The 26493-nt window shown below is 54.6% G+C and carries 25 protein-coding genes and 10 pseudogenes; 19 read left to right on the forward strand and 16 right to left on the reverse strand.

Going from position 1 to position 26493, the window contains the following annotated elements; genetic code table 11:
- Window positions 1-5: 5 nt before the first annotated feature.
- Genes urtC through KB892_RS29420 form a run of 4 tightly spaced genes read left to right on the forward strand, consistent with a single transcriptional unit; the run spans window position 6 to window position 3610 of the window.
- Complete coding sequence (gene urtC, locus KB892_RS29405; protein WP_004181994.1) at window positions 6-1121, forward strand: urea ABC transporter permease subunit UrtC; 1116 nt, start codon at window positions 6-8, stop codon at window positions 1119-1121.
- On the forward strand, window positions 1118-1867 hold the full coding sequence (gene urtD / locus KB892_RS29410; RefSeq protein ID WP_004181995.1) for an urea ABC transporter ATP-binding protein UrtD: 750 nt from the start codon (window positions 1118-1120) through the stop codon (window positions 1865-1867). Before urtC ends, urtD begins: the two co-directional genes overlap by 4 nt.
- Window positions 1868-1877: 10 nt before the next feature.
- A complete protein-coding gene (gene urtE, locus KB892_RS29415) occupies window positions 1878-2567 on the forward strand; it encodes an urea ABC transporter ATP-binding subunit UrtE (RefSeq protein WP_004181996.1) in 690 nt (229 codons plus the stop codon).
- 35 nt (window positions 2568-2602) lie between these two features.
- On the forward strand, window positions 2603-3610 hold the full coding sequence (locus KB892_RS29420) for a formamidase (protein ID WP_004181997.1): 1008 nt from the start codon (window positions 2603-2605) through the stop codon (window positions 3608-3610).
- A gap of 207 nt (window positions 3611-3817) precedes the next feature.
- On the opposite strand, the gene KB892_RS29425 is transcribed toward KB892_RS29420, so the two are convergent.
- From KB892_RS29425 to KB892_RS29435, 3 genes and pseudogenes are all read right to left on the reverse strand, one after another.
- Window positions 3818-4515, reverse strand: a protein-coding gene (locus tag KB892_RS29425) for an IS1 family transposase (protein ID WP_223174644.1) whose coding sequence is annotated in 2 segments (ribosomal slippage) — window positions 3818-4266 and window positions 4266-4515 — 699 coding nt in all. Because the reading frame shifts where the segments join, the coding sequence is not laid out codon by codon here.
- 184 nt (window positions 4516-4699) lie between these two features.
- A pseudogene (locus KB892_RS29430) lies at window positions 4700-4804 on the reverse strand (transposase domain-containing protein); the annotation flags it as partial.
- The gene (locus KB892_RS29435; protein WP_004118209.1) at window positions 4761-5024 is read right to left on the reverse strand and encodes a transposase; all 264 of its coding nucleotides are present in this window, start codon (window positions 5022-5024) and stop codon (window positions 4761-4763) included. The pseudogene KB892_RS29430 and the gene KB892_RS29435, both read right to left, overlap by 44 nt.
- A 14-nt stretch (window positions 5025-5038) precedes the next feature.
- Here KB892_RS29435 and KB892_RS29440 point away from each other — a divergent pair, with 14 nt between their 5' ends.
- The 9 genes and pseudogenes from KB892_RS29440 to KB892_RS29475 all read left to right on the forward strand — a co-directional run.
- Window positions 5039-5302 (forward strand): hypothetical protein, encoded by a 264-nt coding sequence (locus KB892_RS29440; protein ID WP_004118208.1) that lies wholly within the window; start codon window positions 5039-5041, stop codon window positions 5300-5302.
- Window positions 5303-5545: 243 nt separating this feature from the next.
- Entirely contained in the window at window positions 5546-5827 is a 282-nt protein-coding gene (locus tag KB892_RS29445) for a helix-turn-helix domain-containing protein (protein ID WP_004152118.1), read from the forward strand.
- A gap of 34 nt (window positions 5828-5861) precedes the next feature.
- A complete protein-coding gene (hsp20, locus tag KB892_RS29450; protein ID WP_004152117.1) occupies window positions 5862-6431 on the forward strand; it encodes a small heat shock protein sHSP20 in 570 nt (189 codons plus the stop codon).
- 123 nt (window positions 6432-6554) lie between these two features.
- The gene (gene clpK / locus KB892_RS29455; RefSeq protein WP_048255129.1) at window positions 6555-9350 is read left to right on the forward strand and encodes a heat shock survival AAA family ATPase ClpK; all 2796 of its coding nucleotides are present in this window, start codon (window positions 6555-6557) and stop codon (window positions 9348-9350) included.
- Window positions 9350-9547, forward strand: a complete 198-nt coding sequence (locus KB892_RS29460; protein WP_004152115.1) for a hypothetical protein — start codon at window positions 9350-9352, stop codon at window positions 9545-9547. The genes clpK and KB892_RS29460 overlap by 1 nt, the downstream gene beginning before the upstream one ends.
- Before the next feature lie 237 nt (window positions 9548-9784).
- A pseudogene (locus KB892_RS31300) lies at window positions 9785-9931 on the forward strand (diguanylate cyclase); the annotation flags it as partial.
- A gap of 114 nt (window positions 9932-10045) precedes the next feature.
- Window positions 10046-10534 (forward strand): phosphate-starvation-inducible PsiE family protein, encoded by a 489-nt coding sequence (locus KB892_RS29465; RefSeq protein WP_004152114.1) that lies wholly within the window; start codon window positions 10046-10048, stop codon window positions 10532-10534.
- Window positions 10521-11483, forward strand: coding sequence for a zinc metalloprotease HtpX (locus KB892_RS29470; RefSeq protein WP_004152113.1), 963 nt, complete (start codon window positions 10521-10523; stop codon window positions 11481-11483). The genes KB892_RS29465 and KB892_RS29470 overlap by 14 nt, the downstream gene beginning before the upstream one ends.
- 167 nt (window positions 11484-11650) lie before the next feature.
- A pseudogene (locus KB892_RS29475) lies at window positions 11651-12825 on the forward strand (IS3 family transposase); the annotation flags it as partial.
- Window positions 12826-12983: 158 nt separating this feature from the next.
- On the opposite strand, the pseudogene KB892_RS29480 reads toward KB892_RS29475, so the two are convergent.
- Together KB892_RS29480 and KB892_RS29485 are read right to left on the reverse strand one after the other, a co-directional pair.
- Window positions 12984-13133: pseudogene (locus tag KB892_RS29480) on the reverse strand (GNAT family N-acetyltransferase); the annotation flags it as partial.
- A 22-nt stretch (window positions 13134-13155) separates the two neighbouring features.
- Window positions 13156-13647: pseudogene (locus KB892_RS29485) on the reverse strand (Tn3 family transposase); the annotation flags it as partial.
- A 64-nt stretch (window positions 13648-13711) separates the two neighbouring features.
- Between KB892_RS29485 and KB892_RS29490 the strand changes: the two are divergent.
- The 3 genes and pseudogenes from KB892_RS29490 to KB892_RS29500 all read left to right on the forward strand — a co-directional run.
- Entirely contained in the window at window positions 13712-14416 is a 705-nt protein-coding gene (locus KB892_RS29490) for an IS6-like element IS26 family transposase (RefSeq protein WP_001067855.1), read from the forward strand.
- 53 nt (window positions 14417-14469) lie between these two features.
- A pseudogene (locus tag KB892_RS29495) lies at window positions 14470-14763 on the forward strand (IS6-like element IS26 family transposase); the annotation flags it as partial.
- 70 nt (window positions 14764-14833) lie between these two features.
- A pseudogene (locus KB892_RS29500) lies at window positions 14834-15262 on the forward strand (recombinase family protein); the annotation flags it as partial.
- Window positions 15263-15580: 318 nt separating this feature from the next.
- On the opposite strand, the gene KB892_RS29505 reads toward KB892_RS29500, so the two are convergent.
- Window positions 15581-16237: a quinolone resistance pentapeptide repeat protein QnrS1 gene (locus KB892_RS29505; protein ID WP_001516695.1), complete on the reverse strand. Its 657-nt coding sequence runs from the start codon at window positions 16235-16237 to the stop codon at window positions 15581-15583.
- Window positions 16238-16631: 394 nt separating this feature from the next.
- Between KB892_RS29505 and KB892_RS29510 the strand changes: the two are divergent.
- Window positions 16632-17785, forward strand: a pseudogene (locus KB892_RS29510) (IS3 family transposase).
- 48 nt (window positions 17786-17833) lie between these two features.
- Here the strand turns inward: KB892_RS29510 and KB892_RS29515 are convergent.
- The 4 genes from KB892_RS29515 to KB892_RS29530 form a co-directional block, all read right to left on the reverse strand.
- Window positions 17834-18691 carry a class A beta-lactamase LAP-2 gene (locus KB892_RS29515; RefSeq protein WP_012477595.1) on the reverse strand — a complete coding sequence of 286 codons (858 nt, stop codon included), beginning with the start codon at window positions 18689-18691 and terminating at the stop codon, window positions 17834-17836.
- A 64-nt stretch (window positions 18692-18755) separates the two neighbouring features.
- A complete protein-coding gene (locus tag KB892_RS29520; RefSeq protein ID WP_223807724.1) occupies window positions 18756-20150 on the reverse strand; it encodes a penicillin-binding transpeptidase domain-containing protein in 1395 nt (464 codons plus the stop codon).
- A gap of 29 nt (window positions 20151-20179) precedes the next feature.
- The gene (locus KB892_RS29525; protein ID WP_001067855.1) at window positions 20180-20884 is read right to left on the reverse strand and encodes an IS6-like element IS26 family transposase; all 705 of its coding nucleotides are present in this window, start codon (window positions 20882-20884) and stop codon (window positions 20180-20182) included.
- Between the two features lie 11 nt (window positions 20885-20895).
- Window positions 20896-21432: a recombinase family protein gene (locus KB892_RS29530; protein WP_019725122.1), complete on the reverse strand. Its 537-nt coding sequence runs from the start codon at window positions 21430-21432 to the stop codon at window positions 20896-20898.
- 135 nt (window positions 21433-21567) lie between these two features.
- Between KB892_RS29530 and KB892_RS29535 the strand changes: the two are divergent.
- Window positions 21568-21633 (forward strand): annotated as a pseudogene (locus tag KB892_RS29535) (EAL domain-containing protein); the annotation flags it as partial.
- 139 nt (window positions 21634-21772) lie between these two features.
- Here KB892_RS29535 and KB892_RS29540 read toward each other — a convergent pair.
- The 6 genes and pseudogenes from KB892_RS29540 to dfrA1 all read right to left on the reverse strand — a co-directional run bounded on the left by KB892_RS29540 (window position 21773) and on the right by dfrA1 (window position 26029).
- Window positions 21773-22537: an IS6-like element IS6100 family transposase gene (locus tag KB892_RS29540; protein ID WP_001389365.1), complete on the reverse strand. Its 765-nt coding sequence runs from the start codon at window positions 22535-22537 to the stop codon at window positions 21773-21775.
- A 117-nt stretch (window positions 22538-22654) separates the two neighbouring features.
- Window positions 22655-22723: pseudogene (locus KB892_RS29545) on the reverse strand (EAL domain-containing protein); the annotation flags it as partial.
- Window positions 22724-23043: 320 nt separating this feature from the next.
- Window positions 23044-23544: a GNAT family N-acetyltransferase gene (locus tag KB892_RS29550; protein ID WP_000376623.1), complete on the reverse strand. Its 501-nt coding sequence runs from the start codon at window positions 23542-23544 to the stop codon at window positions 23044-23046.
- Window positions 23545-23671: 127 nt separating this feature from the next.
- Window positions 23672-24511: a sulfonamide-resistant dihydropteroate synthase Sul1 gene (gene sul1, locus KB892_RS29555; RefSeq protein ID WP_000259031.1), complete on the reverse strand. Its 840-nt coding sequence runs from the start codon at window positions 24509-24511 to the stop codon at window positions 23672-23674.
- Complete coding sequence (locus tag KB892_RS29560) at window positions 24505-24852, reverse strand: quaternary ammonium compound efflux SMR transporter QacE delta 1 (RefSeq protein ID WP_000679427.1); 348 nt, start codon at window positions 24850-24852, stop codon at window positions 24505-24507. The genes sul1 and KB892_RS29560 overlap by 7 nt, the downstream gene beginning before the upstream one ends.
- Before the next feature lie 703 nt (window positions 24853-25555).
- Window positions 25556-26029, reverse strand: coding sequence for a trimethoprim-resistant dihydrofolate reductase DfrA1 (gene dfrA1 / locus KB892_RS29565; RefSeq protein ID WP_000777554.1), 474 nt, complete (start codon window positions 26027-26029; stop codon window positions 25556-25558).
- A 202-nt stretch (window positions 26030-26231) separates the two neighbouring features.
- Between dfrA1 and KB892_RS29570 the strand changes: the two genes are divergently transcribed.
- A complete protein-coding gene (locus KB892_RS29570; RefSeq protein WP_000844627.1) occupies window positions 26232-26474 on the forward strand; it encodes a transposase in 243 nt (80 codons plus the stop codon).
- The last annotated feature ends 19 nt before the right edge of the window (window positions 26475-26493 follow it).

Below are 26493 nucleotides of genomic sequence, written 5' to 3' on the forward strand. Positions count from 1 at the left end.
TTATGATGAAACGCATGCAAAATTATCCGCTACTGGGTATTGCCCTGGTGATAGGCCTTATTTTTATCGTCATGCCGCTAACCCTGGATCTTTTCCGTTTAAACCTGATCGGTAAATACCTGACTTATGCATTTGTTGCCGTCGGGCTGGTACTTTGTTGGGGCTACAGCGGTATTCTGAGCCTGGGGCAGGGCATCTTTTTTGGCCTCGGCGGTTATTGTATGGCCATGTTTCTCAAGCTGGAAGCTTCCTCGCCAGCGGAAACAAAAATGCAAACCACCCCGGGCATCCCGGATTTTATGGACTGGAATCAGCTAACCGCTTTGCCCTCGTTCTGGCAGCCATTCCATTCTTTTAGTCTGACAATTCTGGCTATTTTAATCGTGCCCACTATTTGCGCATGGATTCTCGGCAGCGCAATGTTTAAACGCCGCGTTGGCGGGGTGTACTTCGCTATTATCACCCAGGCTATCTCCGCGATCCTGACGATTCTTATTATCGGACAACAGGGTTACACCGGGGGAATTAACGGCATCACGGATTTACGCACGCTTTTAGGTTGGGATATCCGTACTGATTCTGCACGCTATATCCTCTACTTTATTAATGCTGTTTTACTGATGCTGGTTGTGAGCGCGGGCTATTTTATTGTGAATAGCAAGCTCGGCCGACTGATGGTTGCCATTCGCGATAAGGAAGACCGCGTTCGTTTCTCTGGTTATGATGTCGCGAATATCAAAACGGTGGTTTTCTGCATTAGCGCTCTGTTTTCGGCGATCGGTGGCGCGATGTTCACTCTGCAAGTAGGGTTCATGTCGCCAGGGTTTATTGGCACTGTTGCTTCAATTGAAATGGTCGTTTTCTGTGCCGTGGGCGGGCGAGGTTCTTTGCTGGGGGCAGTATATGGCGCCCTTATCGTCAATGCCGCCAAGAGCAGTATTTCCGAGTCTTTTCCTGAACTCTGGACGATTGCCATGGGCCTGCTCTTTATTGCCGTCGTGCTGATTTTCCCGAAAGGACTGGCAGGGCTTTATCAGCAATATATTCACCCGATCGTGATGTCGCTGCTGCGCAAAAAGAGTATGACCAAACCCAGAGTAAACACCGGAGTGCTGAAATGAAAAATCCGATAAAAGAAATAATTTTAGCGGTAGAGGGATTAACCGTTTCATTTAATGGCTTCAAAGCCGTCGATGATTTTTCAATGTACATCGATGAGGGGCAGATTTACGTTATTATTGGCCCAAATGGCGCGGGTAAGACAACAGTGCTTGATCTCATTTGCGGGAAAACAAAGCTAACCAGCGGCAGCATCAAATTTCGCAATAAGGAACTGAGTAAACTTCGGGAAAATAAAATTGTTCATGAAGGGGTTGGGCGTAAATTCCAGAATCCATCAATCTATGAGAACTTAACGGTATTTGAAAATCTCGAGTTATCTTATCCCAAAGCCAGAACCGCGTTGGGCGCCATGTTCTTTCGTCGCACGCCAGAAATAATCGCTGCGGTCGAACAGGTTGCTGGCGAAATTTTCCTTGCCGATTACCTACATACGCAGGCTGACCTTCTCAGCCATGGGCAAAAGCAGTGGTTAGAAATAGGGATGCTACTAATACAAGATCCTAAGCTCATGATGCTGGACGAACCCGTGGCAGGCATGTCTGTCGCCGAACGCCAAAAAACCGCGCAGCTCCTGCGCAAAATTGCCGGGGGACGTTCTGTACTGGTGATTGAACACGACATGCAGTTCGTCGAAGACATTGCCGATCATGTCACCGTCATGCACCAGGGAAAAGTATTGTCGGAAGGTAGCATCAATAAAGTCAAAAACGACCCTCGGGTTATTGACGTTTATCTTGGTCATTAAGGAGACACGGATGCTGAAAATTTCTGATTATGCTGTCGCATATGGTCAGAGCCAGGTCATCAGTGGACTGAATCTGACGTTAGCAGAGGGTGAAATCGTCGCTCTGGTAGGGCGCAATGGTATGGGTAAAACCACGCTGATGAAATCACTGATTGGTATGATACCGTCCTGTGCCGGTGAGTTAGAGTTTGCCGGTACAAATATTACCGGCTTGCTTAGTTACCAGCGTGTTCAGCATGGCATTGGCTTTGTCCCGCAGGGGCGAATGGTATTTTCAACCATGACGGTTGAAGAAAATATAAAAACGGGGATTCGCCAATCCCGTTCGTTACAGGTTCCTGAATACCTGTATGACTATTTCCCTGTGCTGAAAGAAATGCGCAAACGGATGGCGGGAAATCTTTCCGGTGGTCAGCAGCAGCAGCTCGTTATGGCCAGAGCTCTCGCCGGTAAACCCAAATTACTTTTGCTGGATGAACCAACGGAGGGAATTCAACCGTCAATTATTAAAGAAATGGCAAAAATATTACGTAAGATTCGTGATGCAGAAGGGTTGACCATATTAGTTTCCGAGCAGGTTTTAAGCTTTGTACTCGATGTGTCAGATAAAATTGTTGTTATTGAGAAAGGCAATATTGTTCATCAACAGGCGCGTTCTGGTGCTGATGAAGAACAAATTGCGTCATATCTGTCGGTTTAAATTTATATCACCAACTTAACTACGAGAGGTCTGCTATGGGTAGCACCGGAAGTGTAAGCTCCTGGGATGAAGCGTTATTAATTGCCGCCATCCAATACCCCGTTCCCGTTATTAAAGGACCGGAGGATATCCAGATACAGGTCGATAAGATTTGTAAGGCCGTTGACTCCACCAAAGCCGGATATCCGGGACTTGATGTTATCGTCTTCCCGGAATATTCAACCCAGGGACTGAATACTAAAATCTGGACCTATGACGAGATGTTACTCACTCTCGATAGCCCGGAGATTGGTCAGTTCAAAGAGGCCTGTATCCGCAACGGCATCTGGGGGGTATTTTCCTTAATGGAGCGCAATGAAGACCCGTCTCTTCCACCGTACAACACCGCTATTATCATTAACGATCGGGGCGATATCGCTCTGCATTACCGCAAGCTGCAACCATGGGTTCCGATTGAGCCCTGGATGCCGGGAAATATGGGAATGCCGGTATGCGATGGGCCTAAAGGTTCTAAACTCGCCGTCTGCATATGCCATGACGGCATGTTCCCGGAACTGGCGCGTGAGGCTGCTTATAAAGGCTGCAATGTCTATATCCGTATTTCGGGCTATTCCACGCAGGTGAACGATCAGTGGATCTGGACCAACCGGACGAATGCCTGGCAAAACCTGATGTATACCGTTTCGGTGAATCTGGCCGGTTATGACGATGTCTTTTATTACTTCGGCGAGGGTACGGTCTGCAATTATGACGGTAACGTCATTCAGCAGGGGCACCGCAACCCATGGGAAATTGTTACCGCAGAGCTGTTCCCGCGCCTGGTGGATAAAGCGCGTGAAAACTGGGCGTTGGAAAACAATATTTTCAACCTTGGCTGCCGGGGCTATGTCGGCAAACCGGGAGGCGAACGCGAGAATTACCTGACCTGGGTGCGCGATCTTGCCAATGGCGAATACAAACTTCCGTGGGATGAAAATGTCAAAATTCGCGATGGCTGGAAGTATTATCCTGATGGGGTGCAATTAGGCCCGCTACCTAAATAAATTGAGTGTGCCAGGCGCTAAGTCAATCACTTTAAAGACTGAAGTCTGGCGCAGTAGCCCCTGAAAGTTGAATATCCAATTCCAATGAGTAGGGGGCTGAGCCATCCGGTAAGGGCTGAATTTGCCTGCGGGATTGGCTCAGCCCGCCAGACCCGTTTGGTGTTGCGTCGGACAATGTCCGGCGGCAAAGAAGGTAATGACTCCAACTTACTGATAGTGTTTTATGTTCAGATAATGCCCGATGACTTTGTCATGCAGCTCCACCGATTTTGAGAACGACAGTGACTTCCTGCCCAGCCTTGCCAGATGCTGCCTCAGATTCAGGTTATGCCGCTCAATGCGCTGCGTATATCGCTTGCTGATAACGTGCAGTTCTCCCTTCAGGCGTGATTCATAAAGCGGCCAGCCATCCGTCATCCATACCACGACCTCAAAGGCCGACAGCAGGCCCAGAAGACGCTCCAGCGTGGACAACGTGCGTTCACCGAATACGTGCGCCACAACCGTCCTCCGTATCCTGTCATACGCGTAAAACAACCAGCGCTGGCGTGATTTAGCACCGACGTAACCCCACTGTTCGTCCATTTCCGCGCAAACAATGACGTCACTGCCCGGTTGTATGCGTGAGGTTACCGACTGCGGTCTGAGTTTTTTAAGTGACGTAAAATCGTGTTGAGGCCAACGCCCATAATGCGGGCGGTTGCCCGGCATCCAACGCCATTCATGGCCATATCAATGATTTTCTGGTGCGTACCGGGCTGAGAGGCGGTGTAAGTGAACTGTAGTTGCCATGTTTTACGGCAGTGAGAGCAGAGATAGCGCTGATGTCCGGCAGTGCTTTTGCCGTTACGCACCACGCCTTCAGTAGCGGAGCAGGAAGGACATCTGATGGAAATGGAAGCCACCCGCACAGCGCGCTGGGATATCACTCCCCGAGGGAATACCGGCAGCGGACATCGTTAACTTAAGATACAAAAGCTGTTCGGAGATGGAGGGTCAAGATCAGGGTGACCTGCGCCATGATGTTATCCGAGCCCTGTTTCCTAATCACTACACCGGTATTTGATTACCCAGGTCAACTTCAGGCTGTTACAGGGACGGCAACCGTGTCAGCACATCCTTGAGATAGGCATACGGATCGTGCCCATTATTACGGGCCGACTGGATCAAACTCATGATCGCAGCAGCGCGCTTGAGTATGCGAACCCACGCCGAGCATTTGAGAAGGCAACGGGATGAACGCTGGCTGGATAGCCGTGGTTTTCTGGGTAGGCAGCCGAATCCATTTGTGGTCGAGGTTGGCATTGAGGCTGTAGCCCAAGGCGATGTTTGCGATGGAGGCACCGGGTTCAGAACACTCCTGAATGACCTGAGCCTTGAAAGATTTGCTGTAGGTACGGCGCTGAGGGCGCATGGAAAATCCGCTTGATGGGCCATGGCCTTCGGCGGCGGTGTCGGGAAGGTGTGTTGGCCGGACGGATACTGTTGAACTACGTTGTCTGGGGCAACGGAAGTGTTTCGGCCCGACTCTGGAACGCGATCCGCAGCGACGACTGGGCAATTCCGCACGTTAGCCTGAGCAGCCTCGGGGAAATCGTCGTCTGGGCGCGCCCAGACGAGTTTCCGCCAAGGAACATGCAGACGAGCAAGGGGCTGCGGGCACTCGGCTACAACGTGAGGATCGGTGTTTGATCGAGGCGCCTGTGGTACACGCAGGCTGACGAGCCAGGCGCTGTCCATTGCCTGATCAGACCGCCCCGCTGCGCCTTGCCTGAGCAGTTGACCTGCATCAATGGGGCGGGAGAACGCTGTACATTGACTCTTGAAGGCTGTCATGGTAAGCGTAATATCTTACAAAGTATTACAAGGATTTCCTTGGCCGGAACCGCAAAGCGACGCGATTGGAGAGGGTGAGATGAAAGCGCACCTACAGGGATGAAAGCGCACCTACAGGTGATTTTCACGCTCGATGAATTGGCTGCGTACTTGAAAGTCGGCAAGCGGACGCTTTATCGGCTCGCCGCGCACGGGGAAATTCCGGCTTTCAAGGTGGGCGGGACGTGGCGGTTTCCTCAAAGTGAAATCGATCAGTGGATCAATGATCAGACCCGAGCCGCAGCAAAGAAGGAGGTGATGCGCAAGCGTGAACAGCAGAAGTCATCCGAGCAGCCCGTGTCGCCTGGGCGCACTGCCCGTCACAGCAGGCAAAGGGCTTGAGTAACTCGTTTTCCAATTTTTCTGGAGGTATGACATGGACATCGATTTCAAGAAGTTGGCTCCCTGGAACTGGTTCAAGAACGAGCAGCAAGAGCAGCAGACCGTCTCTTCCCTGCCGGTGCAGCGCAATGACCTGCCAGCGGCGAGCGGGCCAGTCAGCCCGATCCTGCAACTGCATCGGGAAATCGACCGGCTGTTCGATGACGCATTCCGGGGCTTCGGTTTTCCGGCGTTGAACATGCCGCAGTGGCCATCCGATTGGTCGGGCATGCTGAAGCCGGCCCTGGACATCCAGGAAACCGACAAGCAGTACAAGATTGCCCTGGAAGTGCCCGGTGTCGAGGAGAAGGACATCCAGATCACTCTCGACAACGACGTGCTGATGGTGCGTGGCGAGAAGCGCCAGGAACAGGAGAAGAAGGAAGGTGGCTTCCACCGTGTGGAGCGCTCCTACGGCAGCTTTCAGCGTGCCTTGAACCTGCCTGACGACGCCAACCAGGATTCGATCAAAGCATCGTTCAAGAACGGGGTGCTCACGGTCACGATCGACAAGCGCGAGGTCAGCGCGCCGAAGCAGGGACGCTCGATCCCGATCAACGGCTGACGTCGCCGGCTCGTTCGTCACAAGAAAAACCCGGCACGAGACGAGGCGTCGCGGTTCGCGATGCCTCGTCGCCTCAACCTTGTCAACCTTGTCAACCTTGTCAACCTTCTCAGGAGCATCAGCATGGCCAGAAAACAATGCCAGGTCTGCGGCCAACCCGCCACCGTGCGGGTGGAAGCCAGTCTCAACGGGCGTCACAGCACCATGCTGTTGTGCGACGACCATTACCGCCAATTAGTGCGCCAGCAAAAACGCACCGTTTCGCCGCTGGAAGCCTTGTTCAGCTCGCGCAGCGGCCTGTTCGAGGACTTCCTCGGCAGTGACTTCTTCCGCATCGGCGACGACACGACGCCCGTTGCCGCCGATACCGATGATGTGGTCGATGCCTCGTTAAGTGAGCCCGCCGCCGCAGGTTCAGGTGTGCCGCGCCGTCGCGGCAGTGGGCTGGCCAGCCGCATCAGCGAACAGTCGGAAACCTTGCTGCAGGAGGCCGCCAAACACGCTGCCGAATTTGGCCGCTCCGAGGTGGATACCGAACATCTGCTGCTGGCACTGGCCGACAGCGACGTGGTCAAGACCATCCTGGGTCAGTTCAAGATCAAGGTCGATGACCTCAAGCGGCAGATCGAGTCTGAGGCCAAGCGCGGGGACAAGCCCTTCGAGGGCGAGATCGGCGTGTCGCCACGCGTGAAGGATGCGCTCAGCCGCGCCTTTGTGGCCTCCAATGAACTCGGCCATTCTTATGTCGGTCCAGAGCATTTCCTGATCGGTCTGGCTGAGGAAGGCGAAGGGCTGGCCGCCAACCTGCTACGCCGCTACGGCCTGACGCCGCAGGCGCTGCGCCAACAGGTCAGCAAGGTGGTGGGCAAGGGCGCCGAGGATGGCCGCGCTCAGACGCCGACCAACACGCCAGAACTCGACAAGTACTCGCGCGACCTGACCAAGATGGCGCGCGACGGCAAGCTCGATCCGGTGATCGGCCGCGCACAGGAGATCGAAACCACCATCGAGGTGCTGGCCCGGCGCAAGAAGAACAACCCGGTGCTGATCGGCGAGCCGGGTGTGGGCAAGACCGCCATCGTCGAAGGGCTGGCGCAGCGCATGGTGGCGGGCGAAGTGCCCGAGACCTTGCGCGACAAGCGACTGGTGGAACTCAACATCAACGCCATGGTGGCCGGCGCCAAATATCGCGGCGAGTTCGAGGAGCGCGTGCAGAAGGTGCTGAAGGAGGTGACCGAGCACCAGGGCGAGCTGATTTTATTCATCGACGAGGTGCACACCATCGTCGGTGCCGGCCAGGGCGGTGGCGAAGGCGGGCTGGACGTGGCCAACGTGTTCAAACCGATGATGGCGCGCGGTGAACTCAACCTGATCGGCGCCACGACGCTGAACGAGTACCAGAAATACATCGAGAAGGATGCCGCACTGGAGCGGCGCTTCCAGCCGGTGACGGTACCCGAGCCGACGGTGGCCCAGGCCATCATGATTCTGCGCGGCCTGCGCGACACCTTCGAGGCGCACCACAAGGTCAGCATCTCCGAGGACGCGATCATCGCGGCGGCCGAGTTGTCCGACCGCTACATCACGGCGCGCTTCCTGCCGGACAAGGCAATCGACTTGCTCGACCAGGCGGCCGCGCGCGTGAAGCTGTCGGCCACGGCCCGGCCGGTGGCCGTGCAGGAGCTGGAGTCCGAACTGCACCAGCTGCGGCGTGAACAGGATTACGTGGCCGCGCGCAAGCAGTACGACCAGGCCGCCGAGCTCGGGAAGCGCATCGAAGCCAAGGAGGCCGAGCTCAAGAAGCTCGTCGAGGACTGGGAGCGGGAGCGGGCCTCCGGCAGTGCCGAGGTCAAGGCGGAACACGTGGCGCAGATCGTCTCGCGCCTGACCGGCATCCCGGTCAACGAGTTGACGGTGGAAGAGCGCGAAAAGCTGCTGCACTTGGAACAACGGCTGCACGAGCGCCTGGTGGGACAAGACGAGGCGGTCCGTGCCGTGGCCGATGCCGTGCGGCTGTCCCGCGCCGGCCTGCGTGAAGGCAGCAAACCGGTGGCTACCTTCCTGTTTCTGGGCCCGACCGGGGTGGGCAAGACCGAGCTCGCCAAGGCATTGGCCGAATCGATCTACGGCGATGAGCACGCCCTGTTGCGCATCGACATGTCGGAATATGGCGAACGCCATACCGTGGCGCGATTGGTGGGCGCGCCTCCGGGCTATGTCGGTTACGACGAAGGCGGTCAGCTCACCGAGAAGGTGCGGCGCAAGCCCTACAGCGTGCTGCTGCTCGACGAGATCGAGAAGGCACACCCTGACGTATACAACATCCTGCTGCAAGTGTTCGACGACGGTCGCCTCACCGACGGCAAGGGCCGGGTGGTGGATTTCACCAACACCATCATCATCGCCACGTCCAACCTGGGTTCGGACATCATCCAGCGACGGCTGAAGGCGCGCGGGGCGGCCGGCGAGGAGTACGAAAAGACCAAGGCCGGAGTCATGGACGTGCTGCGCGGCCATTTCCGGCCCGAGTTCCTCAACCGCATCGACGAGATCATCGTCTTCCATGCGCTGGGCAAGGAGGAGATCCGCCACATCGTCGGCCTGCAGCTCGATCGCGTGGCGCGCAGCGCCGCCAGCCAGGGCGTGACGCTCACTTTCGATCAGACGCTGATCGACCATTTCGCGGAAGAAGGCTACAAGCCCGAGTTCGGTGCGCGTGAACTCAAGCGCCTGATCCGCAGCGAGCTGGAAACTGCGCTGGCGCGCGAGATGCTCGGCGGCGGCATCGGCAAGGGCGATCACGCCAGCGCACGCTGGGACGACAAGGCCGAACGCGTGGTGTTCGAACGCAAAGAGCCACCGCAGACCCCGGCCGAGCCGGAGCAGCCGGATGCCGCGAAGGCGAGCGACGCATCTTGATGGCGGGCGAGGCTGCCGTGTCCGACCCCATCGGCCTGGCACTGGCATGGGCAGCCTCCCTGGCCTCGATCGCGGTGGCGGTCGTGGCCGCAGGTCACGCGGGCGTCTACAAGCGTGATGAGCAGTCGGCCACGCCGTGGGGACTGCTCATCAGCGGCGGCACTGCCCTCCCGCTCGCTGGCCATCCGTTCGCGTGACGGCGCGGCCCATCTGTTCACCTGATCCTCTGGCAACTCGACTTTCGAGGAACAAGGCCCATGGCTGGGTGACGCGGGCAGGCAACTGATAGTCGGTACTCTGTTCGACATCTCTTCTCGCAAGGAAATAGAGCAGCAGTTGCTGCGTATGGTGATCACCGACCCCTTTGCTTCACGGTTGAGGGAACATGTTCGCGCAACCGACATGGCTGCCCGGATTGGGGGGAGGAATTCGCTGTGTTGTTGGAAGCGGCATCGATAGAAGGCGCCCAAGTATGGGCGGAGCGATTTCGTCAGGACACTGCGGCGACAGCGGTGGTGTGTGGAGAGGTGTCGATCAGCTATAGCGCCAGCATGGGGGGGGCTCTCCTTGACCCCCGTTTGCACTCTGTCGAGCAGGTGATGCTGCAGGCGGACAGCGCGCTCTACCAGGCAAAAAAGACAAGGGTGCAACCAAGTTGTGGGCGCACAAGTATTTCAGAATTGAGAGGAGTGGCGATGAAGGAAAAGCAAGCAGACCCGATCAAAACATTTCGCGCCCAATGGGCAGTGATGACGTTCTACGAGCGCTTTGAACAGGTGATCGCGCTCGCGCTGTCCGCAATCATTGCCGTTATCATCGTGGTCTCGCTGCTGCAGCTGATCTCGATCGTCTTCAGCCTGCTGATCATTGATGCATTCAATCCGCTCGATCACAAGGTCTTCCAGACCGTGTTCGGCATGATCATGACGCTGCTCATTGCCATGGAGTTCAAGCATTCCATCGTGAGGGTGGCCTTGCGGCGCGACAGCATCATCCAGGTCAAGACGGTGATCCTGATCGGGCTGATCGCCCTGGCGCGTAAATTCGTGATCCTCGACCCGGAGACCGGCCCCGCCAAGGTCGCGGCGCTTGCAGGCGCGACACTGGCCCTCGGGGCGACTTACTGGCTGCTGCGCGAGCGCGATGACCGGACAGCCGGGGAAAGCTCAGATGATCAGTCGTGATCTGCGCCACGCGCAGAATGTCGGCGCGCGGCATCGCTGGCACAATCGCCTGCAAACCGTGCTGTTGGTGCTGACCCTGCTCGGAATTGCCGCCGTCGCTGGCAGCCTGCTGTTGGGTGACGGCGGGCTTTGGCTGGCGCTTGCGGCTGCGGGGTTCACCCTGCTGCTTGAACCGGCGGCCGCCTCCGGGCTGACCTTGCGGCTGTATGGCGCACGCCCCCTGCACCCGGATGAAGCGCCCGATCTTTGGGCTGTGTTGCGCGAACTGGCGGCGCGGGCCGGGCTGCCTACCGTGCCGGTACCGCACTACGTGCCCAGCGGGGTCGTCAACGCCTTCGCCACCGGTTCGAAGCATCACGCGGCCATCGCGCTGACCGACGGCCTGCTGCGTAGCCTCACGCCCCGCGAGTTGACCGGCGTGCTCGGCCACGAAATCGCGCATATTGCGAACGAGGATTTGCGTGTCATGGGCTTGGCCGATTCCATCAGCCGGCTCACCCATCTTCTGGCCTTGTTGGGGCAGCTTGCGATCGTGCTCAGTTTGCCAACGCTATTGCTTGGAGTCACGGAAGTCAATTGGCCCGCGTTGCTTCTACTTGCGGTCGCGCCACAGCTGGCCTTGCTGGCTCAGTTGGGCTTGTCCAGGGTGCGCGAATTCGACGCCGACCGGCTCGCTGCCGAATTGACCGGCGACCCGCACGGGCTGGCCTCAGCGCTCGCCAAGATCGAGCGGGTGAGCCGCTCCTGGCGCGCCTGGCTGCTGCCCGGATGGGGCAATCCGGAACCCTCCTGGTTGCGCACGCATCCAGCGACGGCTGAACGCATTGAGCGCTTGCTGGAACTAGCTCCGCCGCCCGCGATGCCGCCGTTTCCATCGGCCCGTTTCGACCCCGAAGTGACCGTATCACCACGTCCGCCACGCTGGCGCACTGGCGGCCTTTGGCGCTGATTTCAACATGGAGAATGACGTGACCTACCCGACCCCTACAGCCGCCCGGAGCCGGATCGATTCATCCGGCGCTGGCTCGTCATCACTGGCTGCATCGCCGCACTCATGCTGCTGTGGCAGTTCCTGCCCGCCATCGAAGCCTGGTTCAGTCCCCACGAAACAAATGCTTCAGCCCGGAAGAGAGGTCTCAGGCCGTCCGGGAGCTCTGTAACCGACGTGGAACCGCGCGTAAAGTTGCACAAAGCATAGGCGTCAGCGTCCCGGTCCTGTACAAATGGAAGAAAGACCTTATCAGTGACGAGGCTTATCAATCCATGCGCAAACGAAAGTCAGCCCCTCAGGATAAAAATCAGGATGCTTTACTCGGTGAAATCCAGCGTCTCAGGAAGCAGGTTCATCAGCTGCAGCTCGAACGTGACATACTGACAAAGGCGAATGAACTGATAAAAAAAGATCTGGGCGTCAGCTTTCTGAAACTGAAAAACAGGGAGAAAACCCTGATAGTTGATGCCCTTAAGAAAAAGTACCCCGTTGCTGAGTTGCTAAGCGTTCTGCAACTTGCCCGCAGCTGTTATTTTTACCAAAACGTCTGTACGATAAGTATGCGGAAATACGCGTGATCATGGCCGATATCTTTGAGGAGAATTACCGCTGTTACGACTATCGGCGCCTTCACGCGATGCTTCGCGGTAACAACAGGGTTATTTCTGAAAAGGTTGTCCGCAGACTGATGGCAGAAGAGCAGCTCGTTGTTAAGCGCACCAGGCGACGACGATACAACTCTTACTGTGGCGAAATCGGCCCGGCACCGGAAAATTTACTCGCCCGGGATTTTAGTTCCTGCAGGCCAAATGAGAAGTGGCTGACCGATATTACGGAGTTCCAGCTTCCGGCTGGAAAAGTCTATCTGTCGCCGGTTATCGACTGCTTTGATGGCCTGGTTGTAAGCTGGTCGATAGGAACACGCCCGGACGCGACGCTGGTGAATACGATGCTCGATGACGCACTCGATACGCTCAACGAACATGATAAACCAGTGATACACAGCGATCGTGGTGGCCATTACCGGTGGCCGGGCTGGCTCGAGCGTATCAACACCTCCGGACTTATAAGGTCCATGTCGCGCAAAGGATGCTCGTCGGATAATGCTGCGTGTGAAGGCTTCTTCGGGCGTATCAAAAACGAAATGTTCTATGGCAGAGACTGGGCGGGTATCACGCTGGAAAAATTTATCTGCTTCCTGGACAGGTACATACGCTGGTATAACGAGAAACGTATCAAGCTATCATTAGGTGCAATGAGTCCTGTGAAGTACCGGCAGCATCTTGGGATCACAACATAACAGTCCAGGAAAACATCCGCAGCCCCCTAATAGACATTAGCATTGAGCCCCTACAATACAGGTGCGCATAACAAAGATTATGTTAAATCCAATAATAAACGAAATAAAAATCAATATGTTGAGGCTGTGGCCTGCTACTTTCCCACTCCAGCAACCAGTCATGGAAGCTTTAGAAACAGAGTCCTCTCATGAGTTTGTGATGCCTTAAATCCATGGTGAGCATAGAAACCTTTGGCTTCTTCAGTAAGCGCATGAACCATTATCGCACGAACGCCAATGTTCTCAGCTACGCGATAACACCGTAGAAGGGGTCAGTTTGGATATCGAAAATTATTGTACGTTAAGGCTATTTTTTGACCTTTCGACTTTAGCTGGTCTCAGCCGACGAAACTTACCGGAAGCCGGTATCCGGTTGCTTTTCCAGATATAATCGCCTGTCAGATTGATGTGCTCCCAGCCTAACGGAGACAAATGCGACAGCAGTTGTTCGTTGATCTTCACCCCTTTACGCTTCAGGGCATCGACCGCTCTTTCCATATAGACGGTATTCCACAGCGAGATAGCCGCCGTCAGCAGCGTCAGTCCACTGGCGCGGTAGCTATGATTTTCCGGTTTTCGGTCCCTGATTTCACCCAGCCGATGCAGGAATACCGCACGCGCCAGCGCGTTACGGGCTTCTCCTTTATTCAGCCCCGCCTGTACCCGCCGACGAAGTGCCGGATCGCGGAACCAGTCGAGCATAAACAGCGTTCGTTCAATACGGCCAATTTCCCTCAATGCCTTGGCAAGTCCGTTTTGCTTGGGGTAGCTGGCAAGCTTTTTCGGCACTGTTGCAAATAGTCGGTGGTGATAAACTTATCATCCCCTTTTGCTGATGGAGCTGCACATGAACCCATTCAAAGGCCGGCATTTTCAGCGTGACATCATTCTGTGGGCCGTACGCTGGTACTGCAAATACGGCATCAGTTACCGTGAGCTGCAGGAGATGCTGGCTGAACGCGGAGTGAATGTCGATCACTCCACGATTTACCGCTGGGTTCAGCGTTATGCGCCTGAAATGGAAAAACGGCTGCGCTGGTACTGGCGTAACCCTTCCGATCTTTGCCCGTGGCACATGGATGAAACCTACGTGAAGGTCAATGGCCGCTGGGCGTATCTGTACCGGGCCGTCGACAGCCGGGGCCGCACTGTCGATTTTTATCTCTCCTCCCGTCGTAACAGCAAAGCTGCATACCGGTTTCTGGGTAAAATCCTCAACAACGTGAAGAAGTGGCAGATCCCGCGATTCATCAACACGGATAAAGCGCCCGCCTATGGTCGCGCGCTTGCTCTGCTCAAACGCGAAGGCCGGTGCCCGTCTGACGTTGAACACCGACAGATTAAGTACCGGAACAACGTGATTGAATGCGATCATGGCAAACTGAAACGGATAATCGGCGCCACGCTGGGATTTAAATCCATGAAGACGGCTTACGCTACCATCAAAGGTATTGAGGTGATGCGTGCACTACGCAAAGGCCAGGCCTCAGCATTTTATTATGGTGATCCCCTGGGCGAAATGCGCCTGGTAAGCAGAGTTTTTGAAATGTAAGGCCTTTGAATAAGACAAAAGGCTGCCTCATCGCTAACTTTGCAACAGTGCCGGATAAAGCGCCCGCCTATGGTCGCGCGCTTGCTCTGCTCAAACGCGAAGGCCGGTGCCCGTCTGACGTTGAACACCGACAGATTAAGTACCGGAACAACGTGATTGAATGCGATCATGGCAAACTGAAACGGATAATCAACGCCACGCTGGGATTTAAATCCATGAAGACGGCTTACGCCACCATCAAAGGTATTGAGGTGATGCGTGCACTACGCAAAGGCCAGGCCTCAGCATTTTATTATGGTGATCCCCTGGGCGAAATGCGCCTGGTAAGCAGAGTTTTTGAAATGTAAGGCCTTTGAATAAGACAAAAGGCTGCCTCATCGCTAACTTTGCAACAGTGCCATATTTTTTATGCTCTCGGTCGTATGGAAGCTGGACCGCCTCGGTCGTGATCTTCGTCATCTCATTAATACAGTGCACGACCTGACCGCGAGGGGGACCGGTCTGAAAGTGCTGACCGGTCACGGGGCGACTATCGACACAACAACGGCCGCTGGCAAGCTTGTCTTCGGTATCTTTGCCGCACTGGCGGAGTTTGAGCGCGAACTGATTGCTGAAAGAACGACTGCAGGTCTGGCATCAGCAAGAGCCCGTGGGCGGAACGGCGGCCGACCTTATAAAATGACGCCAGTCAAACTGCGACTGGCAATGGCATCAATGGGACAATCAGAAACAAAGGTCAGTACGCTATGCCAGGAACTTGGGATAACCCGGCAAACTTTGTACAGGCATATTTCCCCTGTTGGTCAACTGCGGGCGGACGGGATCAAGCTGCTCAACCGTGGATAATTTGAACGGACGGAAAAATCTGGGGTTCCGGCGTAGTACCCCTATCACCTCCACATTTTTGCAACAGTGCCTTATAAATGGCAGCCTTATGTTTACTTGCCAAGATGGGCTACCATATGATGTTTTATACTGAGCAATATTAATATTATCTTTAATGGAAAAATTAAGCCCACTAAGTGACCCACTGCTATATGGCTCTATTGTGAAGACGCCTGAGGGTAAAAATTTATACATGGTTGTCCCTATGTCTATTATTGCAAGGTTGACAATATTATTCGTTTTATAAATTTGAGCGTTTAAAATCACACATCAAAGCAATTAGTCAGGATAAACAACAATACCCAGTGCTTCGAGAATCAGTTCTTGCTGCCAGGCTGCAATTTTGATACCTGATGTATCGACTTTGCGGGGATCTAAACCGTCGAGTTCGGCGTGGCATAAATTGGCACCCTGTAGGCTAAATTGCCCCCAGACATCTTCGGAAAAAACACCTCGACTTAAGTCTGACTCTTTCAGTGATGCACCCGCTAGGTTCGTTCCTATCCAGCGATTTTCAAACAACTCACATTTTTCTAAACAAACCCTCTCCATATTGGCATAGGAAAGATTACATCCAGAAATAAATGCTGAGCAAAAGTACATACGATTACTCACTTGATGGGCAAAGTTTGTTCGGGAAAAGTTGGCACCTTTTAAATCACACGCACGGAACTCTATACCGTAGCAATTGGCATTACTGAAGTTTGCCATCGCAAGTTGGCATTGTTGGAAACTTGCATCACGAAGATCTGCGACATCAAAGTGGCAGCCTTCGATATCACCCTGTTCAATGAACTTGCAGTTGACGAATGTCGTATCACGCAAGTTAGCACGTCGAAAGTCGCTGCGAATGAATGTGCAAGCGGTGAAGGTGAGATCACTTAAGTCTTTATGTGAAAAGTTGTGGTGCCGATATGTATGATTGTAGGTTTCCATGAGTACTCCTTGTTGAAAGGAGGGCTAGACTACCATTATACATATGCCAAGACATTAAAATAAAAGCCTGTTACATCAACACATTACAACCCCTCAATTTACCTGTTTTAAGTGGTCAAATTGGCGCGTAGAGCGCCTATCGCTCTTGCATTGGCACGCGGCCCTGTTGAAAAAAGTTATTCGCTTTAGATAGGGTTAGGAGAGCCGTGCTTCGCCGGTAAAAAATCGGACTATCCGACGCAGGGCGGACTCATCGGCGGAGAAGCAAACTTTGACTATATCTCCCTACACTTGGAAGAGGGCTAGACTGGCCCCATAGATCACCAGACACTTCGACTCTCTTAAAATAAGAGGTAGTCTTGGAACTATGTTTAATACCAGTCAGAACGATAAGATGGTTGAAGTGTTATCAGGACCTGAGCGGCGTCGGCGTCGTACACCGCAGGAAAAAATTGCCATTATTCAGCAGACTATGGAGCCCGGTATGACCGTGTCTCATGTCGCGCGCCTGCATGGCATCAATGCAAACCAGATATTCAAATGGCGCAAGCAATATTAAGACGGTTCACTGACGGCTGTTGCATCGGGCGAGGAAGTGGTGCCGGCCTCCGAACTCGCTGCCGCCAATAAGCAAATTCGCGAACTCCAGCGCCTTCTGGGCAAAAAGACGATGGAAGCCGAGATACTCAAAGAGGCCGTGGAGTTCGGCCGGGCAAAAAAATGGATTGCGCATGCGCCCTCGTTGCCTGGGAACGACGAATAAGCGACGTTTGCAGAAGTCTTGGCGTGTCGCGTGCGCAGTTGAGCATTCGGGTTCACCGGCCATCTGACTGACAGGATCGCAGACGGCAGCCCCGTTCTGACGATACCACCGTATTGTCCCGGATAAACATGGCGGTGGCTGACCTGCCGACGTATGGTTATCGCCGTGTGTGGGCGCTGCTGCGACGGGAGTCGGAGCGGGACGGCCTGCCTGTGGTTAATGCAAAGCGGGTGTATCGCATTATGAGAACGCATAATCTGCTTCTTGAACGTAAACCCGCTGATCCTTGCCGTAAGCGGGCCCATAAGGGGCGCGTAGCAGTAGCGGAAAGTAACCGGCGCTGGTGCTCAGATGGCTTTGAGTTCCGCTGTGATAATGGCGAAAAGCTGCGGGTGACCTTCGCGCAGGACTGCTGCGACAGGGAGATCATTGACTGGGCAGCGAGCACCGGAGGCTATGACAAAGAAACGGTGCAGGATGTCATGCTGGGTGCGGTGGAAAAACGCTTCGGAAGGCAGTTGCCAACAGTGCCGGCGTTCGCCCGGTTGCTGGGACTGGAGCCTTGTACGACAGCAGTGCGAAGCCCGGAAAGCAATGGCATAGCAGAAAGCTTCGTGATGACGATAAAACGGGACTACATCAGCATCATGCCGAAACCGGACAGCGAGGCAGCGGTGATGAATCTGGCGGTGGCGTTCAGTCATTACAACGAACATCATCCGCATAGTGCACTGGGATATCGCTCACCACGGGAATATATACGCAGGAAGTTATCGCAACCGTAAGAGAGCAAAAACGTCTGGATATATAGGGTCAAATCCACTGTAAATATATTACCAGTTCTTAATTACTGAATCTCCGATCCCTGCAATATGCTCGTTGAGTTCATTCATAGATGAATGAGTATTTGTAATATACAGGACTACTATACGAGATGGCTTGCCTCCGGGGCCCAACAGTGCAACGATGCCCCGAGATCCGTGATCACCTGCTCCTGTTTTATCCGCTATCATCCAGCCAGCTGGCAGTACAGAGCGGAACAGAGGCCCGCCGACTTTATCTTCCTGCATCCAGCTTATTAATTTTTTTCGAGATTTTTCTGTAAGTACACTTTCGTTTAACAATTTTTGTAGCGTTTGAGCCATCGCTGCCGGAGTGGTGGTATCACGCTCATCGCCAGGCTTCGCCTCATTAAGGCTGGGTTCGTGTCGATCAAGCCTTGTATAACTATCACCAGTGCTACGCAGAAAATGAGTTAATCCCTCCGGCCCGCCAATAGTTGATAGCAATAAATTTGCAGCAGTGTTATCACTGGTGGTAATGGCAGCATTGCATAACTCAGAAACCGTCATTCCATCTGCAATGTGCTGACTGGTTAGTGGAGAATAGTCGTCCAGGTCATGCTTATTATAGGTAATTCGGCGTTCAAGTTGTTCAAGCCCTTTATCAACACGTACTAATATTGCTCCACATAACAAAACTTTGAATGTGCTCATCATAGGAAAACGTTCTTCACGGCGATGACTACTCAGAACCTTCCCGGATAAAAAGTCTATTTCAGTAAAACCAACCCGACCTTTGATATGGTCTTCTGTGCTTTGTATTGTATCAGTAACATTGACTGGTGTAGATAATGCTGGAGTACACATTCCAGCCAGTAAAGAGATTATAATAAGGCGGATCTTTTTCATATTAATATCCTTTTTAAAATTAAGTTAAGTAATAATAGATAAATAATGAGTAAACAGGCTCTGTTCAGCCGGACTGTCGGTGTACCACCGGAGCACGTAAAGCATCCGGTGCAATCTTCAGCCGGGTAAGCACCGGACCGATAATCTGGCCGAAGACAGGCGCCGCCACTGAGCCACCAAAATGCTGTCCCGCTTTGGGATTGTTAATAACCACAACCAGTGCCACTTCAGGACGGCTCGCCGGCGCGACGCCTGCCGTATAGGTAATATGCCCCCCGTCATATTTTCCACCGGCACCTAACTTCTCTGCGGTTCCGGTTTTTATTGCCAGACGGTAGCCCGGTACAGCTGCCCTTACGCCACTTCCGCCGGGTAACACATCACTTTCCATCATTCTGATTACAGCATCGGCAAGCTTCGGGTCCGCCACCTGCTCACCGTACACCGGCGCGGATAACCGTGTAACGGATAACGGATGATAAACGCCACAGGCCCCGAGAGTGGCATAGGCTCTGGCTAACTGGAGCGGGGTTACCCGGAGGCCGTAGCCAAAAGCGAAGGTGGCGCGCTCAATATCAGCCCATCGATGGCGACTGAACGGAAAGTAACCAGTACTTTCACCGGGAAGGCCCAGCCCTGTCGGTTTTCCCAGCCCGAAGGATGAATACGTTTTTACCAGCGCATCCGAAGGCATCGCCAGGGCAATATGTGAAACTCCGGTATCACTGGATTTCTGAAGTATGCCGGTCGGCGTCAGCGCCGGCCAGTATCCCACGTCCCGGATAAGATGGCCGTCAACCCTGAACGGCCTTGTGTCAAGAAGCGTGCTGCTGCTGATAATATGGCGGCGCAGGCCTTCAAGAATGACGAAGGGTTTAACCGTTGAACCCGGCTCAAAGCTGTCATTAATCGCCACGTTACGCATTTCAGCGGAAGTGGCACCGGAAAAACGGTTGGGATTAAACGACGGATAGGATGCCATAGCCAGAATTTCGCCGGTGTTTACGCTGACAAGCACCGCAGCGCCTGACTGGGCGTGATGTTGCTCGACCCCCTCCCTTAACCGGCTGTAAACAATATACTGAAGCACACTGTCAATACTCAGCCTGATCGCCGGTGCAGTTTCCGGAGCGTCATACTGGATCACGCTGATGACGCCCCCCCTGGCGTTTTTGCGTATTTTTTTCACCCCGAAGTCCTTTCTCAGAACGGTGTTAAAGCTCTGCTCAATACCACTCAGCCCTCTATTTTCGGCACCGGTCACACCAATGAGCGAGGCTGATGCCTCACCCAGCGGATAGTAGCGATTTTCATTGTATTTCTGACTTATGCCCGGCAGATGCAGCTGTGACACGGCCCTGGACAATGACAGGGGCGACTTTTTCTTCAGAAACAGGAATTCCTTGTCCGAATTATCTTGAATAGTTCTGCGAAGTGGCACTGTTGCAAAGTTAGCGATGAGGCAGCCTTTTGTCTTATTCAAAGGCCTTACATTTCAAAAACTCTGCTTACCAGGCGCATTTCGCCCAGGGGATCACCATAATAAAATGCTGAGGCCTGGCCTTTGCGTAGTGCACGCATCACCTCAATACCTTTGATGGTGGCGTAAGCCGTCTTCATGGATTTAAATCCCAGCGTGGCGCCGATTATCCGTTTCAGTTTGCCATGATCGCATTCAATCACGTTGTTCCGGTACTTAATCTGTCGGTGTTCAACGTCAGACGGGCACCGGCCTTCGCGTTTGAGCAGAGCAAGCGCGCGACCATAGGCGGGCGCTTTATCCGTGTTGATGAATCGCGGGATCTGCCACTTCTTCACGTTGTTGAGGATTTTACCCAGAAACCGGTATGCAGCTTTGCTGTTACGACGGGAGGAGAGATAAAAATCGACAGTGCGGCCCCGGCTGTCGACGGCCCGGTACAGATACGCCCAGCGGCCATTGACCTTCACGTAGGTTTCATCCATGTGCCACGGGCAAAGATCGGAAGGGTTACGCCAGTACCAGCGCAGCCGTTTTTCCATTTCAGGCGCATAACGCTGAACCCAGCGGTAAATCGTGGAGTGATCGACATTCACTCCGCGTTCAGCCAGCATCTCCTGCAGCTCACGGTAACTGATGCCGTATTTGCAGTACCAGCGTACGGCCCACAGAATGATGTCACGCTGAAAATGCCGGCCTTTGAATGGGTTCATGTGCAGCTCCATCAGCAAAAGGGGATGATAAGTTTATCACCACCGACTATTTGCAACAGTGCCATATCTGGATCGCGCAACAGGGCTTTGATCTCTCGCACCTGCTGGTCGTCTAACTTCGGCTTGCGGCCACCGGCCCGGCCACGGGCGCGGGCTGCTGCCAGCCCGGCCTGCGTCCGCTCACGGATCAAGCCGCGCTCGAACTCGGCCAGCGCCGCGAAAACATGGAATTGCAGCTTGCCCGATGCGCTGCCCGTCTCGATCTTCTCGGTCAGGCTCTCGAAATGCACGCCGCGCTGTTCAAGCTCGGCCACGATCTGCACCAAGTCATGCAGGCTGCGCCCGAGTCGATCAAGCCGCCACACCACGAGGGTATCCCCGGCCCGTAACGCCTTGCGGCACTGCTCAAGCTCCGGGCGTGCCGCGCTCTTGCCGCTGGCCGCTTCCTCATAGATCACGCTGCACCCGGCCTGCTGGAGCGCGTCGCGCTGCAGGTCTAGGTGCTGGTCGTCCGTCGAAACGCGGGCGTATCCAATGCGTTGATTCATTGACAGTGCCTGAACATAGAAAAATTGACGGTTATCTTAACGGTTTTGGGTATGCCCGGCCATGAAAAAGCGAAACCCTGCAGACCTGTCCAGAAAACCACCGTTTTCTGAACATCGCCACAGATAGCCCGAATTGTCATTTTCAGAAGACGACTGCACCAGTTGATTGGGCGTAATGGCTGTTGTGCAGCCAGCTCCTGACAGTTCAATATCAGAAGTGATCTGCACCAATCTCGACTATGCTCAATACTCGTGTGCACCAAAGCGAGGTGAGCATGGCGACGGAGGCTCTGTTGCAAAGATTGGCGGCAGTCAGAGGTAGGCTGTCGCTCTGCGCCGATCAGGCGGCTGCTGCGAAATGGTGGTTGAGCATGCCCATGGCCTCCGTCAGCGCCGAGGGCCCAATGCCAAAAGCTCTCTCCACAAGGCGCACCTCGCCCCTGATGCCGGGCTGCAGGCACCAGGGGCGAGCCTGTCCTTTGCGCAGGGCTCGCATGACTTCGAATCCCTTGATCGTGGCATAGGCCGTGGGGATCGATTTGAAACCGCGCACCGGCTTGATCAGTATCTTGAGCTTTCCGTGATCGGCCTCGATCACGTTATTGAGATACTTCACCTGCCGGTGGGCCGTCTCCCGGTCCAGCTTTCCTTCGCGCTTCAATTCGGTGATCGCTGCACCATAGCTCGGCGCTTTGTCGGTATTGAGCGTGGCAGGCTTTTCCCAGTGCTTCAGGCCTCGCAGGGCCTTGCCCAGGAACCGCTTCGCTGCCTTGGCGCTGCGGGTCGGCGACAGGTAGAAATCGATCGTGTCGCCCCGCTTGTCGACTGCCCGGTACAGGTAGGTCCACTTGCCCCGCACCTTGACGTAGGTTTCATCCAGGCGCCAGCTCGGATCAAAGCCACGCCGCCAGAACCAGCGCAGCCGCTTCTCCATCTCCGGGGCGTAGCACTGGACCCAGCGATAGATCGTCGTATGGTCGACCGAAATGCCGCGTTCCGCCAGCATTTCCTCAAGGTCGCGATAGCTGATCGGATAGCGACAATACCAGCGCACCGCCCACAGGATCACATCACCCTGGAAATGGCGCCACTTGAAATCCGTCATCGTTCCGTCCGTCCAATCTCCGCCAAGCATGCTCAAGCTTCACGATTTTTGCAACAGAGCCCACACGAGTATTGAGCATAGTCGAGATTGGTGCAGATCACTTCTGATATTGAACTGTCAGGAGCTGGCTGCACAACAGCCATTACGCCCAATCAACTGGTGCAGTCGTCTTCTGAAAATGACATTTGGTATCTCTCATAAACGGATGTTTTTGAGAGAACTATCTTCGGCCTTCACACGCACGAAAGGCGGCGAAGCTCCGCCGTTAATCCGTCCGCCGGAGATCTCGCCCAGGCAGGCTGAAGGCCGAGCAAGCCTGACAGGCCCGAAAAGCCCGGCACGGGCGTCGGCGGCGATGACGGCGGCGGCATTATCCAGGGTTGATGATGGAAGTGGAGGATATCGACAACCTCTCGCGCAACCAAGACATCGCGGTCGGACTGCAAGTGATCTTGAAGCCACGGGCCCGTCCCACCCCGACATGGACCTCGATGCCCGAACGGACGTTAGATTTCGAGTTCTAGGCGTTCTGCGATGAAGGTTGGATCCCAGCCGGGATTGAAAGTGTCGACGTGGGTGAATCCGAGCCGCTCGTATAGGCCACGCAGGTTCGGGTGGCAGTCGAGCCGCAGCTTGGCGCACCCCTGCGTTCGCGCGGCATGGCGGCAAGCCTCGATCAGCGCGGAGCTGACACCCCGGCCCGCATGTGTCCGTCGCACCGCGAGCTTGTGCAGATATGCGGCCTCCCCCTTGAGGGCGTCGGGCCAGAACTCGGGATCCTCGGCCGACAAGGTGCAACAGCCGACGATGCCGTCGCTGCAACTCGCGACTAGGAGCTCGGATCTCAGGACGAAGGTCTCCGCGAATGTCCGGTCGATCCGCGCGACGTCCCAGGCGGGCGTTCCCTTGGCGGACATCCACGCCGCAGCGTCGTGCATCAGCCGCACAACCTCGTCGATATCACCCGAGCAGGCGACCCGAACGTTCGGAGGCTCCTCGCTGTCCATTCGCTCCCCTGGCGCGGTATGAACCGCCGCCTCATAGTGCAGTTTGATCCTGACGAGCCCAGCATGTCTGCGCCCACCTTCGCGGAACCTGACCAGGGTCCGCTAGCGGGCGGCCGGAAGGTGAATGCTAGGCATGATCTAACCCTCGGTCTCTGGCGTCGCGACTGCGAAATTTCGCGAGGGTTTCCGAGAAGGTGATTGCGCTTCGCAGATCTCCAGGCGCGTGGGTGCGGACGTAGTCAGCGCCATTGCCGATCGCGTGAAGTTCCGCCGCAAGGCTCGCTGGACCCAGATCCTTTACAGGAAGGCCAACGGTGGCGCCCAAGAAGGATTTCCGCGACACCGAGACCAATAGCGGAAGCCCCAACGCCGACTTCAGCTTTTGAAGGTTCGACAGCACGTGCAGCGATGTTTCCGGTGCGGGGCTCAAGAAAAATCCCATCCCCGGATCGAGGATGAGCCGGTCGGCAGCGACCCCGCTCCGTCGCAAGGCGGAAACCCGCGCCTCGAAGAACCGCACAATCTCGTCGAGCGCGTCTTCGGGTCGAAGGTGACCGGTGCGGGTGGCGATGCCATCCCGCTGCGCTGAGTGCATAACCACCAGCCTGCAGTCCGCCTCAGCAATATCGGGATAGAGCGCAGGGTCAGGAAATCCTTGGATATCGTTCAGGTAGCCCACGCCGCGCTTGAGCGCATAGCGCTGGGTTTCCGGTTGGAAGCTGTCGATTGAAACACGGTGCATCTGATCGGACAGGGCGTCTAAGAGCGGCGCAATACGTCTGATCTCATCGGCCGGCGATACAGGCCTCGCGTCCGGATGGCTGGCGGCCGGTCCGACATCCACGACGTCTGATCCGACTCGCAGCATTTCGATCGCCGCGGTGACAGCGCCGGCGGGGTCTAGCCGCCGGCTCTCATCGAAGAAGGAGTCCTCGGTGAGATTCAGAATGCCGAACACCGTCACCATGGCGTCGGCCTCCGCAGCGACTTCCACGATGGGGATCGGGCGAGCAAAAAGGCAGCAATTATGAGCCCCATACCTACAAAGCCCCACGCATCAAGCTTTTGCCCATGAAGCAACCAGGCAATGGCTGTAATTATGACGACGCCGAGTCCCGACCAGACTGCATAAGCAACACCGACAGGGATGGATTTCAGAACCAGAGAAAGAAAATAAAATGCGATGCCATAACCGATTATGACAACGGCGGAAGGGGCAAGCTTAGTAAAGCCCTCGCTAGATTTTAATGCGGATGTTGCGATTACTTCGCCAACTATTGCGATAACAAGAAAAAGCCAGCCTTTCATGATATATCTCCCAATTTGTGTAGGGCTTATTATGCACGCTTAAAAATAATAAAAGCAGACTTGACCTGATAGTTTGGCTGTGAGCAATTATGTGCTTAGTGCATCTAACGCTTTTAGCAGGGGCGCGACGTCAGGAGCGTCCCTTGCCTAAACTTGTTAAGGCATTTGTGAACAAACGCCACCAGTATTTTGGTTTAGAACCAATGCATACTTCATACGAATACAGCCTATCTCGAATCAAGCAGGAACCATCCAAGATTGGCATAAAAGGTACATTCAACCTTTTCACTGCATCCCATTGGTGCACGTACTCGGTCTTGCAACTCGGACACTTTGGGTTTGCACCAGGAACAAACCTACCCCCGCAAGGGCAATCTGGAAGAGTTGCTGCTATTCGATCCAAGAGCTCTTGATTGATTTCATTTTCATACAGTAATGCATGGTCCTGCTCTCTATGGATTACATTCGAGCAAGTATCACAGAAAAAATGCGGGCAACTGTCGCTCATGCCGCTCGATTGCCAGGCAGGAGTTTCCTTCCCACACTTTGGGTTTGGGCATTTCATTCTTCCTATCCATGGTGCATTCGCTTCGTAATGTACGATTTTCATGTAGCCTTAACGCCTGGCACAGCGGATCGCAAACCTGGCGCGGCTTTTGGTACAAAAGGCGTGACAGGTTTGCGAATCCGTTGCTGCCACTTGTTAACCCTTTTGCCAGATTTGGTAACTATAATTTATGTTAGAGGCGAAGTCTTGGGTAAAAACTGGCCTAAAATTGCTGGGGATTTCAGGAAAGTAAACATCACCTTCCGGCTCGATGTCTATTGTAGATATATGTAGTGTATCTACTTGATCGATCAGGCTTTTGTATATCTCCCCACCACCTGAAACAATGACATGATCCGTTATTTTCTTTAGGTTGGTTAAAGCATCTTTAATTGATGGAAAGATCAATACGTTCTCATTGTCAGATGTAAAACTTGAACGTGTTACGACCGCATACTTTCGGTTGGGTAATGCTCCCATTGATTCAAAAGTCTTGCGTCCAACCAACAGCCATTGGTTATAGGTAATAGCTTTAAACAGGAGCTGTTCACCTTTGGCACTCCATGGAATATCAGGGCCATTCCCGATAACTCCATTCTTCGATATAGCTACCATTAGTGATAGTTTCACAATTCTTCCTCAGAGGTTAACTTTGTTTTAGGGCGACTGCCCTGCTGCGTAACATCGTTGCTGCTCCATAACATCAAACATCGACCCACGGCGTAACGCGCTTGCTGCTTGGATGCCCGAGGCATAGACTGTACAAAAAAACAGTCATAACAAGCCATGAAAACCGCCACTGCGCCCCTATCTCATCTGCGCAAGGCAGAACGTGAAGACGGCCGCCCTGGACCTCGCCCGCGAGCGCCAGGCGCACGAGGCCGGCGCGCGGACCCGCGCCACGGCCCACGAGCGGACGCCGCAGCAGGAGCGCCAGAAGGCCGCCAGAGAGGCCGAGCGCGGCCGTGAGGCTTGGACGCTAGGGCAGGGCATGAAAAAGCCCGTAGCGGGCTGCTACGGGCGTCTGACGCGGTGGAAAGGGGGAGGGGATGTTGTCTACATGGCTCTGCTGTAGTGAGTGGGTTGCGCTCCGG

The organism is Klebsiella sp. P1927, assembly GCF_018204675.1.
Taxonomy (GTDB): Bacteria; Pseudomonadota; Gammaproteobacteria; order Enterobacterales; family Enterobacteriaceae; genus Klebsiella; species Klebsiella pneumoniae.